General features: G+C 54.8%; 13 protein-coding genes. 10 read left to right on the top strand and 3 right to left on the bottom strand.

Annotation, left to right across the window (positions count from 1 at the left end; genetic code table 11):
• Positions 1–91: 91 nt before the first annotated feature.
• The 9 genes from FNL37_RS11520 to ppk1 all read left to right on the top strand — a co-directional run bounded on the left by FNL37_RS11520 (position 92) and on the right by ppk1 (position 9731).
• Positions 92–955, top strand: a complete 864-nt coding sequence (locus tag FNL37_RS11520) for a lysophospholipid acyltransferase family protein (RefSeq protein ID WP_159356280.1) — start codon at positions 92–94, stop codon at positions 953–955.
• 72 nt (positions 956–1027) lie between these two features.
• Positions 1028–1858, top strand: coding sequence for a diaminopimelate epimerase (gene dapF, locus FNL37_RS11515; RefSeq protein ID WP_211371973.1), 831 nt, complete (start codon positions 1028–1030; stop codon positions 1856–1858).
• A 49-nt stretch (positions 1859–1907) separates the two neighbouring features.
• The gene (locus FNL37_RS11510; RefSeq protein WP_159356278.1) at positions 1908–2585 is read left to right on the top strand and encodes a DUF484 family protein; all 678 of its coding nucleotides are present in this window, start codon (positions 1908–1910) and stop codon (positions 2583–2585) included.
• A 19-nt stretch (positions 2586–2604) separates the two neighbouring features.
• Positions 2605–3483 carry a tyrosine recombinase XerC gene (gene xerC / locus FNL37_RS11505; protein WP_159356277.1) on the top strand — a complete coding sequence of 293 codons (879 nt, stop codon included), beginning with the start codon at positions 2605–2607 and terminating at the stop codon, positions 3481–3483.
• 507 nt (positions 3484–3990) lie between these two features.
• Positions 3991–4575, top strand: coding sequence for a superoxide dismutase (locus FNL37_RS11500; RefSeq protein ID WP_013440997.1), 585 nt, complete (start codon positions 3991–3993; stop codon positions 4573–4575).
• Between the two features lie 120 nt (positions 4576–4695).
• Positions 4696–5001, top strand: a complete 306-nt coding sequence (locus FNL37_RS11495; protein ID WP_013440996.1) for a hypothetical protein — start codon at positions 4696–4698, stop codon at positions 4999–5001.
• A gap of 65 nt (positions 5002–5066) precedes the next feature.
• Positions 5067–7136 carry a TonB-dependent receptor gene (locus FNL37_RS11490; RefSeq protein WP_159356276.1) on the top strand — a complete coding sequence of 690 codons (2070 nt, stop codon included), beginning with the start codon at positions 5067–5069 and terminating at the stop codon, positions 7134–7136.
• A gap of 139 nt (positions 7137–7275) precedes the next feature.
• Positions 7276–7548 carry an oxidative damage protection protein gene (locus FNL37_RS11485; protein WP_015829185.1) on the top strand — a complete coding sequence of 91 codons (273 nt, stop codon included), beginning with the start codon at positions 7276–7278 and terminating at the stop codon, positions 7546–7548.
• Positions 7549–7646: 98 nt separating this feature from the next.
• Positions 7647–9731, top strand: coding sequence for a polyphosphate kinase 1 (ppk1, locus tag FNL37_RS11480; RefSeq protein WP_159356275.1), 2085 nt, complete (start codon positions 7647–7649; stop codon positions 9729–9731).
• Between the two features lie 129 nt (positions 9732–9860).
• Here ppk1 and ppx read toward each other — a convergent pair whose 3' ends face one another.
• From ppx to rpiA, 3 genes are all read right to left on the bottom strand, one after another.
• On the bottom strand, positions 9861–11351 hold the full coding sequence (ppx, locus tag FNL37_RS11475; RefSeq protein WP_159356274.1) for an exopolyphosphatase: 1491 nt from the start codon (positions 11349–11351) through the stop codon (positions 9861–9863).
• Positions 11352–11483: 132 nt separating this feature from the next.
• On the bottom strand, positions 11484–12191 hold the full coding sequence (gene phoU, locus FNL37_RS11470; RefSeq protein WP_013440991.1) for a phosphate signaling complex protein PhoU: 708 nt from the start codon (positions 12189–12191) through the stop codon (positions 11484–11486).
• Between the two features lie 181 nt (positions 12192–12372).
• Positions 12373–13029: a ribose-5-phosphate isomerase RpiA gene (gene rpiA, locus FNL37_RS11465; protein WP_013440990.1), complete on the bottom strand. Its 657-nt coding sequence runs from the start codon at positions 13027–13029 to the stop codon at positions 12373–12375.
• Positions 13030–13097: 68 nt separating this feature from the next.
• Here rpiA and ilvA point away from each other — a divergent pair, with 68 nt between their 5' ends.
• Positions 13098–14609 (top strand): threonine ammonia-lyase, biosynthetic, encoded by a 1512-nt coding sequence (ilvA, locus tag FNL37_RS11460; RefSeq protein ID WP_013440989.1) that lies wholly within the window; start codon positions 13098–13100, stop codon positions 14607–14609.
• The last annotated feature ends 96 nt before the right edge of the window (positions 14610–14705 follow it).

Here is a 14705-nt window from a genome sequence, read left to right as displayed (position 1 = left end):
TAGTGGATATTTTTAAAGATTAAAGTCGTCACGGGCCGGACGGCAAAAGATTGCTAGAATAGCAAAATCCCCTTGGTTCAAAAAGAAATACATGCTCAACGTACTACTCCGTTTCCTCGCTGCATGGCCCTTGCCACTGCTGCATCTTGTCGGTGTTGTGGCAGGCTGGATCACCTTCTGGACGGACAAGAAATTCTCTCGTCGCACCCGCAAAAATCTCAACATGGTCGGGTTAACCAACACCACTTATCATTTTCGTCGCCTGTTACGCCGCAATGTGGCCGAGACCGGTAAGTCAATCCTTGAGACCCTCTCACTCTGGGGTCGTTCACGGCCCGCCATGCTGCGCTGGGTCAAACGCCGGCACGGCTGGGAACACGTCGACCAGGCGCTTGCCAGCGGCAAAGGCATCATTTTTCTCACGCCGCATCTGGGCTGTTATGAGATCACCGCCCGCTTTTACGCCACCTTGCATCCCATTACCATCCTGTTTCGCCCAGCCCGCAAGTCCTGGCTATCCGGCGTTCTGGAGCAAGGTCGCCTGCATGACCAGATGAAGCTGGCGCCCACCACCCTGAGCGGGGTTCGCAGCCTGCTGAAAGCCCTTAAAAAAGGCGAAGCCGTTGGCATACTTCCCGACCAGGTGCCCGAGCATGGTGAAGGCGTCTGGGCACAGTTTTTTAATCATCCGGCCTACACCATGACGCTCGTCAGCAAGCTGCAGGAGGCCACGGGCGCCGTGGTACTCATGGCCTTTGGCGAGCGCTTGTCATGGGGCCGTGGATTTGCCATTCATATTACGCCCTTGCAAGGCGAGGCATCACCCCAAAATATTAACGATGCAATTGAACAACTTGTTCGGCAGTATCCTGCACAATATTTATGGAGCTATCGGCGTTTCAAGCAACCGCAGTCCCGTAAAGCAGAGCCGGCCAGCGCAACACCGGCTGCATAATTAGGGGCAAACAGCGACTCTACTTATAATGCAGAGTATTCCTCTGCTTAGACTTAGCAACGGCAACCCATGATGAAACTTGAATTTACCAAGATGCAGGGCATCGGCAACGACTTTGTCGTCATTGACGCTTACTCCCAGCCCGTCTCCCTGACGCCGGATCAAATCCGCGCGATCTCCGACCGCCACTTTGGCGTAGGCTGCGACCAGCTATTGATTGTTGAGCATGCCACCACGCCAGAAGCCGCCTTTCGCTACCGGATATTCAATGCCGATGGCGGCGAAGTCGAGCAATGTGGCAATGGTGCACGCTGTTTCGTCAAATTCGTGCATGACCAGGGCCTGACAAAGCAACGCGAGATTTGCGTCGAAACAGCACGTGGTCTGATTTATCCTCGCCTGGAAGACAATGGGGAAGTAACGGTCAACATGGGGCCGCCCAGCTTCCTGCCCGCCGACCTGCCCTTTGAAGCCGAAACGATCCAATCGCTATATCCCCTGCAACTGGCTCATGAAACCGTTGAAGTAGCCATCGCGTCCATGGGGAATCCGCATGCCGTTCAGCTTGTCGATAATGTCGACACGGCCCCCGTTGCCGAACAAGGCCCACAAATTGAATCACACCCACGTTTCCCAAAGCGGGTAAATGCAGGCTTCATGCAGATTGTCGACCCGCATCACATCCGCTTGCGCGTATTTGAGCGTGGCAGCGGTGAAACCCTGGCCTGCGGGACCGGGGCTTGCGCGGCTGTCGTATCCGGTATACGGTTAGGTCATCTTGTATCCCCGGTCCGGGTCAGCACCCGCGGCGGGGAATTAAACATTGCCTGGACAGGTGGCGATAGCACGGTCTGGATGACGGGGCCTGCTGCCACCGTATTTACCGGCGCCATTCATCTATAAATCCGGGGCGGATATCATCTGCCCTCTCCATCAAGCACAAGGAATTTACATGGAAGTCACACTGCAAGTTTCAGACGATCAGGTCGCTGAATATCTGCAAAAAAACCCGCAGTTTTTTGAACGCCACCCCATGTTGCTGGCCGATATGTATCTGCCCAGCCCGCATGGCATCGGGACCGTATCCCTGGCCGAGCGGCAGCAACTTGCCCAACGCGACAAGATCCGCGTGCTTGAGTCACGCATGGCGGAGCTTCTCAGCTACGGCAAGGAAAACGACACCATCAGTGAGAAAGTGCATCGCCTGAGCCTGGGCCTGCTCGCCGCGCAGGAGTTTGATATTCTGCTGCAACTGCTAATTCACAGCCTGCGTGAAGATTTTCAGGTGCCGCACGTGGCGGTTCGCCTGTGGGCAACGCCTCAGGAACTCACCCACGCAGCACATGACGCCTATCAGCAAGTGGATGCCGAGCTCAGCCAATGGACCCAAAATCTGCTCACACCGTATTGCGGCAAGCAGCCCGGACTCGAGCTTGCCAAATGGTTTGGCACCGATGCGACACCGCAGTCTTATGCCCTCATCGCCCTGCGTAGCGAGCATGCCTTTGGTCTGCTGGCATTAGCCTCCGACGATGCCAATCGCTTTTATCCGGAAATGGGCACCCTCTTCCTGAAGCGTATTGGCGAGCTGGTCAGCGCCGCTCTGTTACGCCATGTCACGCTCAGCTAGCTTGCACAGTTAAAGCCAGATGGTCGATTACCTTGTCCAATATCTCGACCATCTGAGCCATGAGCGGCGCTTAAGTCCGCTGACCCGCGAGAATTACCAGCGCGACCTGAAGGTGCTGCTGGAGTTGAATGGTGAGGTGCCGCTGCAGAATATGACAGGCACCCATATTCGTCGCCACGTGGCCACCCTGCATGGCCGCAATCTGGGTGGCAGATCCATCGCCCGCATGCTTTCCGCATGGCGCGGATTTTTCGAGTTCCTTATTCAGCGCCATGGTTTTTCAGCCAATCCATGCCAAGGTATACGCGCGCCAAAATCGCCAAAATCATTACCGCACGCCTTGTCACCAGATCAGGCCGTACAACTGGTTTCCATAGACGATGAAGACACCCTGGCCCAGCGCGACCATGCCATGCTGGAGCTGTTTTACTCCTCCGGTCTGCGCCTGGCCGAACTGGTTAACCTAAATCTGGATGCCCTGAATCTGGGCGAAGGCACTATTACCGTCACCGGCAAAGGCAACAAGACGCGCATCGTTCCCGTAGGGCAACACGCCATGAATGCCTTGCAAGCCTGGCTAGCCATACGATCCGGCTTGCCGATTCAGGATACCTCGGCGCTTTTCCTGTCGCGCCTCGGCAAACGCCTGAGTCGCCGCGCCGTGCAATATCGCTTGCAGCAATGGGCGATCCGGCAAGGCATCAATATCCGCGTGCATCCTCACATGCTCAGACACAGCTTTGCCAGCCATGTGCTGCAATCCAGTGGCGATCTGCGTGCCGTGCAAGAGATGCTGGGGCATGCCAACATCAGTACTACGCAGGTGTATACGCATCTGGATTTTCACCATCTCGCCAAAGTTTATGATTCGGCTCATCCACGCGCCCGCAAAAAGTAAGGCTCTGGATTTTGGCTACGACATCACGCCAGCCTTGCTTACATGAGTCTCCACCGCAACAGGCAGTAGCCTGCCTGTTGTCACCATCTCGCCAAAGTTTATGATTCGGCTCATCCACGCGCCCGCAAAAAGTAAGGCTCTGGATTTTGGCTACGACATCACGCCAGCCTTGCTGGCATGAGTCTCCACCGCAACAGGCAGTAACCTGCCTGTTGTCACCATCTCGCCAAAGTTTACGATTCAGCTCATCCACGTGCACGCAAAAAGTAAGGCTCTGGATTTTGGCTACGACATCACGTCAGCCTTGCTTACATGAATCTCCCAAACAGGTTTCGACAAGCTGTTTTTCAGAATGACAAACCCGGATTACACATCATTGCTCAGCTCGCGCTTGGCGGTTTCTCTATTTTTGAGAATCATTCTCAGCACGAGAATTCTCGAATTCTTATGGCAGAATAAAACTCTAAGCTTCGTCACACACCCCTCATTTATTCAAAGGAAATCTCAATGGAACATCAATTACCTGCTTTACCTTATGCCAAAAACGCGCTTGCTCCATATATTTCTGAAGAAACACTTGAGTTTCACTACGGCAAGCATCACCAAGCCTATGTCACCAATCTGAACAACCTGATCAAAGGTACTGAATTCGAAAACAGCAGCCTGGAAGACATCATCAAGAATTCCAAAGCCGGCATTTATAACAATTCCGCGCAAATCTGGAATCACACTTTCTTCTGGAGCAGCATGAAGCCAAATGGTGGCGGCGCTCCTACTGGCCCACTGGCCGATGCCATCAATGCAAAATGGGGCTCTTTCGATGAGTTCAAAAAGGCATTCCAGGCTTCTGCTGTTGGCAACTTCGGTTCCGGCTGGACCTGGCTGGTCAAGAAGGCTGACGGTACTGTGGATATCGTCAACATGGGCGCTGCTGGCACCCCTCTGACCACCGGTGACAAGGCGCTGCTGACCATCGACGTATGGGAGCACGCTTACTACATCGACTACCGCAATGCACGTCCCAAGTTCGTTGAGACTTTCCTGGCTTCTCTGGCCAACTGGGATTTTGCTTCGGCAAACTTCGCCGCTTAAGCAATTAAGCTAGCAGACACAAAGGCCGCGATAGCGGCCTTTTGTTATTTTTAGTGTCACAAATGTATGCGATGCTTGGTCCCTGTCCGTCTTGTGTAAATTTCTGCTAAACTTGCAACTATGTTGCGTCGCATATTTCTCACTGTATCGCTCGTGTTCCTGTTTGCCTTTGGCCAACAGAGCGCCGCCGTGCATGAAATATCGCACTACACGGATATTCTTTCGCAAAAGCAGGATGCTTCGCCTCATGGTGGTTTCTGTGACAAATGCCTTAGCTTTGGCGAGTTGGCAGCAGGCCTGCAGCCAGCTATCCACGCTATCCCCGTAGTACCGTTTTCGGAGTTGGCCTGGCACGACCAGAGCACCCCGTACCATCCTGCATTTTCCAGCCACTTCTCAGCGCGCGCTCCTCCCTCCGCTGCATAACCATTGTTCGCTGTGCCGGTTAGTCGCCGACACTCCACTCATGTTTATGCAATTGAGGTTTTCCCATGCTGCCGATCTCCCCTGCCGCGCGCCCTGGCGCACGCAAAAAATTATTCATGGCTATCGCTTTGGCGTTCAGTCCAGCCCTGTCTGCAAGCCACGCTTATGCTGCAGATGACACCACAAAACCTTCCACCACGCTGCAATTAGCGCCCGTGGCCGTGACTGCCAACCCGTTGGGTGTAGATTCCGATGCGCTGGTAACACCAGTCTCAGTACTAAGCGGCCGCGAATTGTCCCTGCAACGGGAAAGCACACTGGGCGAAACCCTGAAATCCATCCCCGGCGTCAGTTCCAGTTATTTTGGGCCGAATGCTTCACGCCCCGTAATACGCGGGCTGGATAATGACCGCGTTCGCATCATGCAAAACGGGGTCGGCATTCTGGATGCCTCTGCATTAAGCCCGGACCATGCCGTGGCATTGGATCCCTTAGTCATTGAGCAGATTGATGTAGTACGCGGCCCGGCCGCATTGCTGTATGGCGGTAGCGCCGTTGGTGGCGTGGTCAACGCGATTGATCATCGTATTCCCAAAGAAGCGATTGATGGCGTGACAGGTCGTGGCGAAGTCCGCCTGGGTGGCGCCGATAACCAGAAGAGCGGCGCTGCCGTCATTGATGCTGGCAATGGGGTTCTGACATTGCACGCGGATGCCTACGAACGCAAAACCGACGACCTGGATATACCCGGCTATGCGGTTTCTCGTCGTAAAAGTGAAGCAGATGGCACAGCGCGTGAAGACAGCGGCCGCCTGGTTAATAGTGCTGCACGCTCCGATGGCGGCGCATTGGGCGCGTCGGTGAATTTCGGTAATGGCTATGCCGGGCTTTCGTTCTCTGACTACAACAGCAATTACGGCACGGTGGCAGAAAAAGATGTCCGTATCGACATGGACAGCCAACGCTGGGACTTCGCCTCCGAATTCCGCGATCTCGGCAATATCGTGCAGGCAGTCAAGGTCAAGATGGCGCATACCGATTACCAGCATCAGGAAATCGAAGATGGCGCGGTAGGCACGACATTCCGTAACCGCGGCCTGGAAACTTCCATTGAGGCGCGCCACGGCAACATCGGGCCGCTGTCTGGCGTGGTGGGGCTGCAACTGCAAAACTCCCGCTTCCAGGCCTTGGGCGAAGAAGCCTTCATTCCCAAAAACAGCACCGACAGCAAAGCCCTGTATGTATACGAAGAGCTGCCGCTGGATGCATTGAAATTAAGCCTTGGGGGCCGTGCTGAGCAAGTAGATGTGGATTCGAATGGCGGCGGAAAATTTGGCCCGGCAGTTTCGCGTGATTTTGCACCGCGTAGCGCTGCATTTGGCGCCTTGTATACACTGACACCCACATGGTCGCTGGTAGGCAATCTCTCGCATAACGAACGCGCCCCCAGCTACAACGAGCTGTATGCCAATGGCGCTCACGTCGCCACCGCCCAATACGAAATTGGTAACAGCAATCTGGATGTGGAGCGCTCGAATGGCGTGGATACCCAACTGCGCTGGAAAGAGGGCAAAAACAGTTTCAGCGTGGGCGCCTTCTACACCCGCTTCAACAATTTCATCACGCTCAACAATACCGGGCGGCAAGTGGATGAAGATGGCGTGGTGGGGGGTGATCTCACCGAGGCACAAATTCTGCAGGTACCTGCCATTTTCAAAGGCCTGGAAGGCGAAGGCAAATTCCGCGTATACGAAGGCACAGGCGACCTCGACCTGACCCTGCGCGGCGATTATGTGCGCGCCACCAACCGTGATACCGGCGAACCACTGCCACGCATTGCGCCACTCAAGCTGGGCTTCGGCTTTTTGTACCAGCTGGATCGCTTCGGCTCCAAGCTGGATGTGTTGCATGCCTTCAAGCAAGACCGGACGGCAGATGCAGAACTGGCCACCAATGGTTACACCCAGGTCAACCTGACAGCCACCTATCGCATTCCCTCAAAGTTTTATCTGGAGGCTTTTGCCAAGGCCTACAATCTGTTGAACGAAGAGATTCGTGATCACACTTCCTACCTGAAGGACATTGCCCCCATGGGTGGCCGTTCCATCATGGTCGGCTTGCGCGGCGCATTCTAGTCGTATCGGGCGTGGGGCAGCATCTGCCTCACGCCCTCTCTTTCCATCCCTCCCGCGCCTTACCAGGCCCAAGCAGAGCTACCCCCGGCATACCCCATGCGTTATCATGTCGTTTTGGCATTTGCGAGATAGAACACTTATGGCACGGACTGTACATTGCGTTAAATTGGGACATGACGCGGAAGGCCTGGATTTCCCCCCTTACCCTGGGGAGCTCGGTAAACGTATTTATGAAAACGTTTCCAAAGAAGCCTGGGCTGGCTGGCTCAAGCAACAAACCATGCTGGTGAATGAAAACCGGCTGAGCCTGGCGGACCCGCAAGCACGCAAATATCTCTCCCAGCAAACCGAAGCCTACTTTTTTGGCAGCGGGGCAGATACCGCTTCTGGCTATGTTCCACCTAAAGATTAATTAAAAAACGCCATCATGAGCGATGACCCATGTGTTTACAAAACCTTCACATGAGTCATCGTTTTGTCATATTGCATCAGTAGAGTGAGGTTTTAATTTTGTTCCCACTCAAATTGAGCCCAGAATACTTTGTAAATCGCGAACTCGGCATTCTTGCCTTCAACCGCCGCGTGCTGGCCCAAGCCGAAGACGAACGTGTCCCACTGCTTGAGCGCCTCAAATTCCTCTGTATTTTCAGCAGCAATATGGACGAATTCTTTGAAGTTCGCGTAGCCGGACTCAAAGAGCAAATCAAATACAACTCGCTGCATGTAGGCCCGGATGGCCTGATGCCCAAGCAGGCATTTGAAAAAATCAGCAGCGAATCCCACGAGCTGGTTGATCACCAGTACAACATCCTCAATAACATCGTGCTGCCGCAACTGGCGCAGCTCGATATCCGCTTCCTGCGTCGTGGACACTGGAACGATACCCAGCGTGAATGGATACGCAATTATTTCTTCCGCGAGCTGATGCCCATCCTCACGCCTATCGGGCTGGATCCATCGCATCCGTTTCCGCGCGTACTGAACAAGAGTCTTAACTTTGCGGTGGAGCTCGAAGGCAAGGATGCCTTTGGCCGTAATTCCGGCGTTGCCGTGGTACAAGCGCCGCGCGCGTTGCCCCGTGTGATTCGCTTGCCCAGCGATATCGCAGGTTGCGAATATGGCTTTGTCTTCCTGTCCTCCATCCTGCATGCGCATGTGGATGAGCTGTTCTCCGGCATGCAGGTCAAAGGCTGCTACCAGTTCCGCGTGACACGCGACAGCGACCTCAATCTGGACGATGAAGAAACCAAAGACTTGCGCATCGCGCTGCAGGGCGAACTTTCGCACCGTCAGTATGGGGACGCTGTGCGGCTCGAAGTCGCCGACAGTTGCCCACCAGCCATGTCATCCTTCCTGCTGGGCCAGTTTGGCCTGGGGCCAGAAGACCTCTATCAGGTAAATGGCATCGTCAATCTGGTGCGGCTGATGCAAGTACCAGACTGGGTGGACCGCCCAGAGCTGAAGTTTGCGCGCTACACCCCCAGCGCACCCAAGGAATTCGCCAAGGAAGCCGACATATTCAAGGTAATCCGCAAGGGCGATGTGCTCTTGCATCATCCTTACCAATCGTTCAACCCGGTCATCGAGTTCATCAAGCAGGCGTCGGAAGACCCTACGGTGCTGGCGATCAAGCAGACCTTTTATCGCACCAGCGCTGATTCCACCCTGATGCAATCGCTGATTGAGGCGGCGCGCCGCGGCAAGGAAGTCACGGTCGTAGTGGAACTGCTGGCGCGTTTCGATGAAGAAGCCAACATCAACTGGGCCGCCAAACTGGAAAATGCCGGTGCTCATGTGATTTATGGCGTAGTGGGCCACAAGACGCACGCCAAGATGGCCATGGTGGTTAGACGTGAAGATGACAAACTGCGTCGCTATGTGCACTTGTCGACTGGCAATTACCACCAGCGTACCGCCCGTCTGTATACCGATTTTGGCTTGCTGACCTGCCAGGAAGAAATCTGCGAAGACGTGAATGATGTGTTTGCCCAACTGACAGGATTAGGCAAGGCCAGCAAGCTGCGCCACCTGTGGCAATCGCCATTCACTCTGCACCAACGGCTGATCAAGGCCATCCAGAACGAAATGGAGATAGCCAAATCCGGCAAGAAAGCGCGCATTATCGCCAAGATGAATGCCTTGCTGGATTCGGACATCATCCGCGCGTTGTATGACGCCTCGGCAGCTGGCGTGGAAATCGACCTCATCGTACGGGGCGTTTGTGCACTTAAACCCGGCATCCCCGGTGTATCGGACAATATCCGCGTGCGCTCGATTGTTGGACGCTTTCTGGAACACACCCGCATTTTCTACTTCTACAATAACCGGGCTGAGGATGTGTACCTCGCCAGCGCCGACTGGATGTACCGCAACTTCTTCCGCCGGATTGAAGTATGCCTGCCGATACTGGATGCCAAGGTGAAAAAGCGCGTGATTCGTGAAGGCTTGGAGCCTTATCTGAAAGACAATATGAACGCCTGGGAAATGCTGCCAGACGGGACGTACAAATTACGTCCGGCACGTCGCGGCACCGCCTTCAGCGCTCAGAACTTCCTGATTCAGGAGCTGGGGCAGGACCTGCCACCGGAGATTTAGAGCAATATGCCCGGCAAGGAATTACCTTGCCGGGCATATTGAATTTCCTCAGGTTAAGATGAAGGCGTGGCGCTCAAAGCAGCCCAATCTTGCAAGCTTAAATGCCAAGTCAAACCAGTCGACTGCTCATCACACCAGAGTCAGGCTAATACCAATCTCGCGCCAGTAATCCACTTCATTACGCAATTCGGCATCGGTGAGCGGATTTTCACTCAGCCAGCCTGGCTCCACTGATAACTCAAAGCGCTGACCGTGCCCTTTCAGACCCAGTTTGGGCTGCCGGTCGCTCAGGCGACTGCGATGGAACAGCACCGCCAGACGCAAAATCAGCACCAGCAGGCAATGATCGTCCGACAACATGGGCACCGCCAGCTTGGCAAGTGAGCGGCGTTGCGCCCGCACCAGAAAGCCCAGGGTCTCCTGATCCATTTTTGAAAAGCCGGGCATATCCGCATTCTCAATCACATAGGCCGAATGCTTGTGATAGCCACTATGCGCAATGGATATGCCAATCTCGTGCAGCTTGGCAGCCCAGGTCAGGTAGTTTTCTGCCTTGCTCACGTCCATACGCAACTGGTCACTAACCTGCGCCAGCAAATCCAGCGCCAGCCTGTGTACGCGCTTGGCTTGGGCGGCATCCACATGGTAGCGCCGCATGAAGCTGCTCACCGTCGCTTCGCGGGTGTCATGATGATGAATGCGGCCCAGCAGCTCATACAGCACGCCTTCACGCAGCGCGGTGTCGGCAGTTGTCATCTTGTCGATGTTGAGCGCCTCAAATGCCGCCAGCATGATGGAAAGGCCGCCCGGTAATACCGCCGCGCGATCTGCGCTGACACCGGCCAGCTCGATTTTCTTGATATCACGCGCCTTGATCAATTGCTGCCGGATAAAACGCAATCCTTCATAGGTAATGCTGCCGTCGCTCAGGCCATTCAGGCGAATGATTTCACCCAGCGAACGTGCCGTGCCGGAGGAGCCCACCGCCTCCTGCCAGTTGGATGACGAGAAATTTTTGCGGATTGCCTGAATTTCAGTCGCGGCTGCAATGCGAGCCTGCTCAAAGTTGTCTTCCGTCAGGCGGCCTTCCGGGAAAAACCGCAGGCTGTAACTGACACAGCCCATATAGAGGCTTTCCATCTGGATAGGCTCAACACCCTCGCCAACAATGAATTCAGTAGAGCCGCCGCCAATATCAATCACCAGCCGCTTGTGTTCGCATAGTGGCAGGCAATGACTGACGCCCACAAAAATCATGCGGGCCTCTTCACGCCCGGCGATGATTTCGATCGGAAAGCCCAAGGCCGCTTCGGCCTCTTTCAGTAACTGTGGTGCATTTTTGGCAACTCGAAAGGTATTGGTTGCCACTGCTCGGACGGCATGCGGCGGCAAACCGCGCAGGCGTTCGCCAAAACGCTTCAGGCACTCGATGGCGCGACGCTGCGCGTCTTCATCCAGGCGTTTGTCTTTGCCCAGGCCAGCACCCAACCGCACCGCTTCGCGCAGGGAGTCATGAAAAATAAGATGACCATCGACCACTTTGGCCAATTGCAGACGGAAACTGTTGGAGCCTAGATCTACTGCGGCAATTTCAGTAGGTGCCGGTATTTGTGTAGCCAAAACAACCTTTGGAGATATGAGGTGATGAATTCTTAGTATAAATCCTGAAATGCCCGATTGGCGCACCTCAAGACAAAAACCCCGTCTTCCGGTGATCTGGAGAGACGGGGTTTGCGATGCAGGCTCCCGGAATCAGGACTGCAGCGTTTCGCGTTCCATTTCTTCCATGCTGGTGTGGCGCACATCCTTGCCCTTTACCATGTACACCACGTATTCGGCGATGTTTTTGGCATGATCACCGATACGCTCCACCGCCTTGGCCACAAACAGCACTTCCAGTGACATGGAGATGGTACGGGGATCTTCCAGCATGAAGGTGATCAGTTGACGCATGGCGGCACGGAATTGCTCATCGACTTGCTCATCCTGACGGGCAACATCCACAGTCTTGCTGACGTCCAGGCGGGCAAACGCATCCAGCGAAGTACGCAGCATTTCGCGCACCAGGCCCACCATGGTTTTGATTTCAGCAAACCGTGGGGTGTACATGCGGTCGGATTCGTAGATTTTCTGGGCAACGCGGGCAATCTTGGTCGCCTCGTCACCAATACGCTCGAGATCGGTAATGGTCTTGACCATCATCATGATCATGCGCAAATCGCCGGCAGCGGGCTGGCGACGGGCAATGATATGACTGCAGTCTTCATCCACCTGCACTTCGAGACCATTCACGCGGTGATCGTTGGCAATGACGCTTTCGGCCAGACTGGCGTTGGCATTCACCAATGCATCCAGCGCATTGACGATCTGCTGCTCCACCAGGCCACCCATCTGGAGCACTTTGGCGCGGACGGCTTCCAGTTCGGCATCGTATTGCTTGAAAGTATGTTCAAATTGCATAGCGCAGATCCTTTATTCAGTATGTAGAGCGCAGGTCAGTCATCAAGTGAGCGCTGTAGTGTAATCAGCGAATGTGACAGTTTGATGTCTGCCCGCACAACCCCCAACCGCTTCATCTTCCCGAATTATCGGACTGAGTGGCCTGGCGCAGGCACCAGACCCTCTCAGCAGCGGCGCGTCATTAGCGCTTGTATGTCTTCACACCTTCCGGCGTGGCCAACAGCAGAACATCTGCAGGACGCGCGGCGAACAGACCATTGGTGACAACACCCACGATCTGGTTGATCTTGGCTTCCATCTCAACCGGGTTGAGGATTTCCAGGCCATGCACGTCCAGAATGATGTTGCCGTTATCGGTGGTAAAGTCGCGCAGCTTGGGTTGACCGCCCAGCTTGGTCAGTTCACGTGCCACGTGGCTGCGGGCCATGGGCAATACTTCCACTGGCAGCGGGAATTTGCCCAGCACAGGCACGTACTTGCTGGCATCACAGATACAGATAAATGTCTTGGCACAGGCTGCGACGATTTTTTCGCGGGTCAAAGCACCGCCGCCGCCTTTCAGCATGTGCATGTGCTCAGTGATTTCATCGGCGCCATCGACATAAATTTCCATGCCATCCACGCTATTCAGGTCAAATACTTCAATGCCGTGGGCGCGCAACCGCTGTGCAGTGGCTTCCGAGCTTGCTACCGCGCCATCAATCTTGCTTTTGACCTTGGCCAGTTCATCGATAAAAAAGTTGGCAGTAGAGCCAGTGCCTACCCCAATAATGCCGCCCTTAACGTATTCAACCGCGGCCTTCGCTACTTGTTGTTTCAATTCGTCTTGTGTTGCCATTTTACTTTTACCTACCTGTTTTCTTTATAATCACGTCCAAACTTGAATCATACACGCCCGGCCCCCTAATGAAAAACGACTACCTGGAAAAAATTCGCTCTGCGCGCGTCTACGACGTCGCCAGCAAAACCGCACTGGAGTTTCAGCCCAATCTCTCTGCCAGAATTGGCAACCGGGTTTTGCTCAAGCGCGAAGACATGCAGCCGGTTTTTTCCTTCAAGCTGCGCGGCGCCTACAACAAAATGGCGCATCTCAGCGCCGATGCATTGCAACGTGGCGTGATCACTGCCTCAGCCGGCAACCATGCCCAAGGTGTCGCCCTCGCCGCGCAAAAGCTCAATTGCCGTGCCGTGATCGTGATGCCGACCACCACGCCCATGATCAAGATCAATGCAGTCAAAAATCGCGGCGCTGAAGTCGTGCTGCAAGGCGACTCCTACTCAGACGCCTATGCCTATGCGCTCAAGCTGGAGCAGGAACAAGGCCTGACCTTTGTACACCCCTTTGATGACCCTTATGTAATTGCAGGCCAGGGTACCATTGCCATGGAAATCCTGGATGCGCATCCAGAGCCCATCGAAGCCATCTTCTGCTGCGTAGGTGGCGGCGGCCTGATTGCCGGCATTGCCGCTTATGTCAAACAGGTGCGCCCTGAGATCAAGATCATCGGCGTAGAGGCAAGCGACGCCAATGCCATGCAGCTTTCGCTGGATCAAGGCCAGCGCGTGATGCTGGATCAGGTCGGACTGTTTGCCGATGGCGCCGCCGTCAAGCAGGTCGGTGAAGAAACCTTCCGCCTGGCACGTGAGTATGTGGATGAAATGATACTGGTCGATAACGACGCCATATGCGCCGCCATCAAGGATGTGTTTGAAGACACGCGTTCGATTCTGGAGCCTGCTGGTGCGCTTGCCACCGCCGGACTTAAGGAATACGCCAAGCGTCACCAGTTGCAAGGCAAAACGCTGATTGGCATTGCCTCTGGCGCCAATATCAATTTTGATCGCCTGCGCTTTGTCGCTGAGCGCGCCGAAATCGGCGAAAAGCGCGAGGCCGTGCTGGCAGTGACGATTCCGGAAAAACCAGGCTCGTTCAAAACCTTCTGCCGCCTGCTGGGTGGCCGCAGCATTACCGAATTCAATTATCGCTACTCCGATCCACAGGCCGCCCACATCTATGTCGGCATTGCCATTCAGGATCCGGCGGAGTCGCGGGCACTGGTCGAGATGCTGCAGGCGCATGGCCTGGCCACGCTGGACCTGACCGACAATGAAGTGGCCAAGCTGCATCTGCGCCATCTGGTCGGCGGTCATGCCCCGCAAGCCAAGCATGAATGCGTATACCGTTTCGAATTCCCCGAAAAACCCGGCGCGTTGATGAATTTCCTCGACACCATGGGGCATAACTGGAACATCAGCCTGTTTCATTATCGCAACCACGGCGCAGACTTCGGCCGCGTGCTGGTCGGCATGCAGGTTCCGCCTGAAGACCAGCAGGCATTTGCCGACTTCCTGCAGAACCTGGGTTACCCCTACTGGAATGAAAGCCACAACCCCGCCTATGAATTATTTTTAGGCTAGGCTTTTGGCTGTAAGCAACCAAAGTGGTGGTTGCTTACAGCCAGTTTCTTTGGGGGATTTCTTCAAGTTGCTGAAATAATTCGAATTAATTTTCCA

It is taken from the genome of Methylovorus glucosotrophus (genome assembly GCF_009858335.1).
In the GTDB taxonomy this organism is placed as follows: domain Bacteria; phylum Pseudomonadota; class Gammaproteobacteria; order Burkholderiales; family Methylophilaceae; genus Methylovorus; species Methylovorus glucosotrophus.
Note: the sequence above shows the minus strand (reverse complement) of the source record. Positions and strands in the feature narration are given on the sequence as shown.

Coding starts and splice junctions, on each gene's coding strand:
- rpiA (WP_013440990.1), bottom strand. CDS start 13,029: ATGGCAACACAAGACGAATTGAAACAACAAGTAGCGAAGGCCGCGGTT.
- FNL37_RS11500 (WP_013440997.1), top strand. CDS start 3,991: ATGGAACATCAATTACCTGCTTTACCTTATGCCAAAAACGCGCTTGCT.
- FNL37_RS11510 (WP_159356278.1), top strand. CDS start 1,908: ATGGAAGTCACACTGCAAGTTTCAGACGATCAGGTCGCTGAATATCTG.
- ilvA (WP_013440989.1), top strand. CDS start 13,098: ATGAAAAACGACTACCTGGAAAAAATTCGCTCTGCGCGCGTCTACGAC.
- FNL37_RS11485 (WP_015829185.1), top strand. CDS start 7,276: ATGGCACGGACTGTACATTGCGTTAAATTGGGACATGACGCGGAAGGC.
- FNL37_RS11490 (WP_159356276.1), top strand. CDS start 5,067: ATGCTGCCGATCTCCCCTGCCGCGCGCCCTGGCGCACGCAAAAAATTA.
- FNL37_RS11495 (WP_013440996.1), top strand. CDS start 4,696: ATGTTGCGTCGCATATTTCTCACTGTATCGCTCGTGTTCCTGTTTGCC.
- FNL37_RS11520 (WP_159356280.1), top strand. CDS start 92: ATGCTCAACGTACTACTCCGTTTCCTCGCTGCATGGCCCTTGCCACTG.
- phoU (WP_013440991.1), bottom strand. CDS start 12,191: ATGCAATTTGAACATACTTTCAAGCAATACGATGCCGAACTGGAAGCC.
- dapF (WP_211371973.1), top strand. CDS start 1,028: ATGAAACTTGAATTTACCAAGATGCAGGGCATCGGCAACGACTTTGTC.
- xerC (WP_159356277.1), top strand. CDS start 2,605: ATGGTCGATTACCTTGTCCAATATCTCGACCATCTGAGCCATGAGCGG.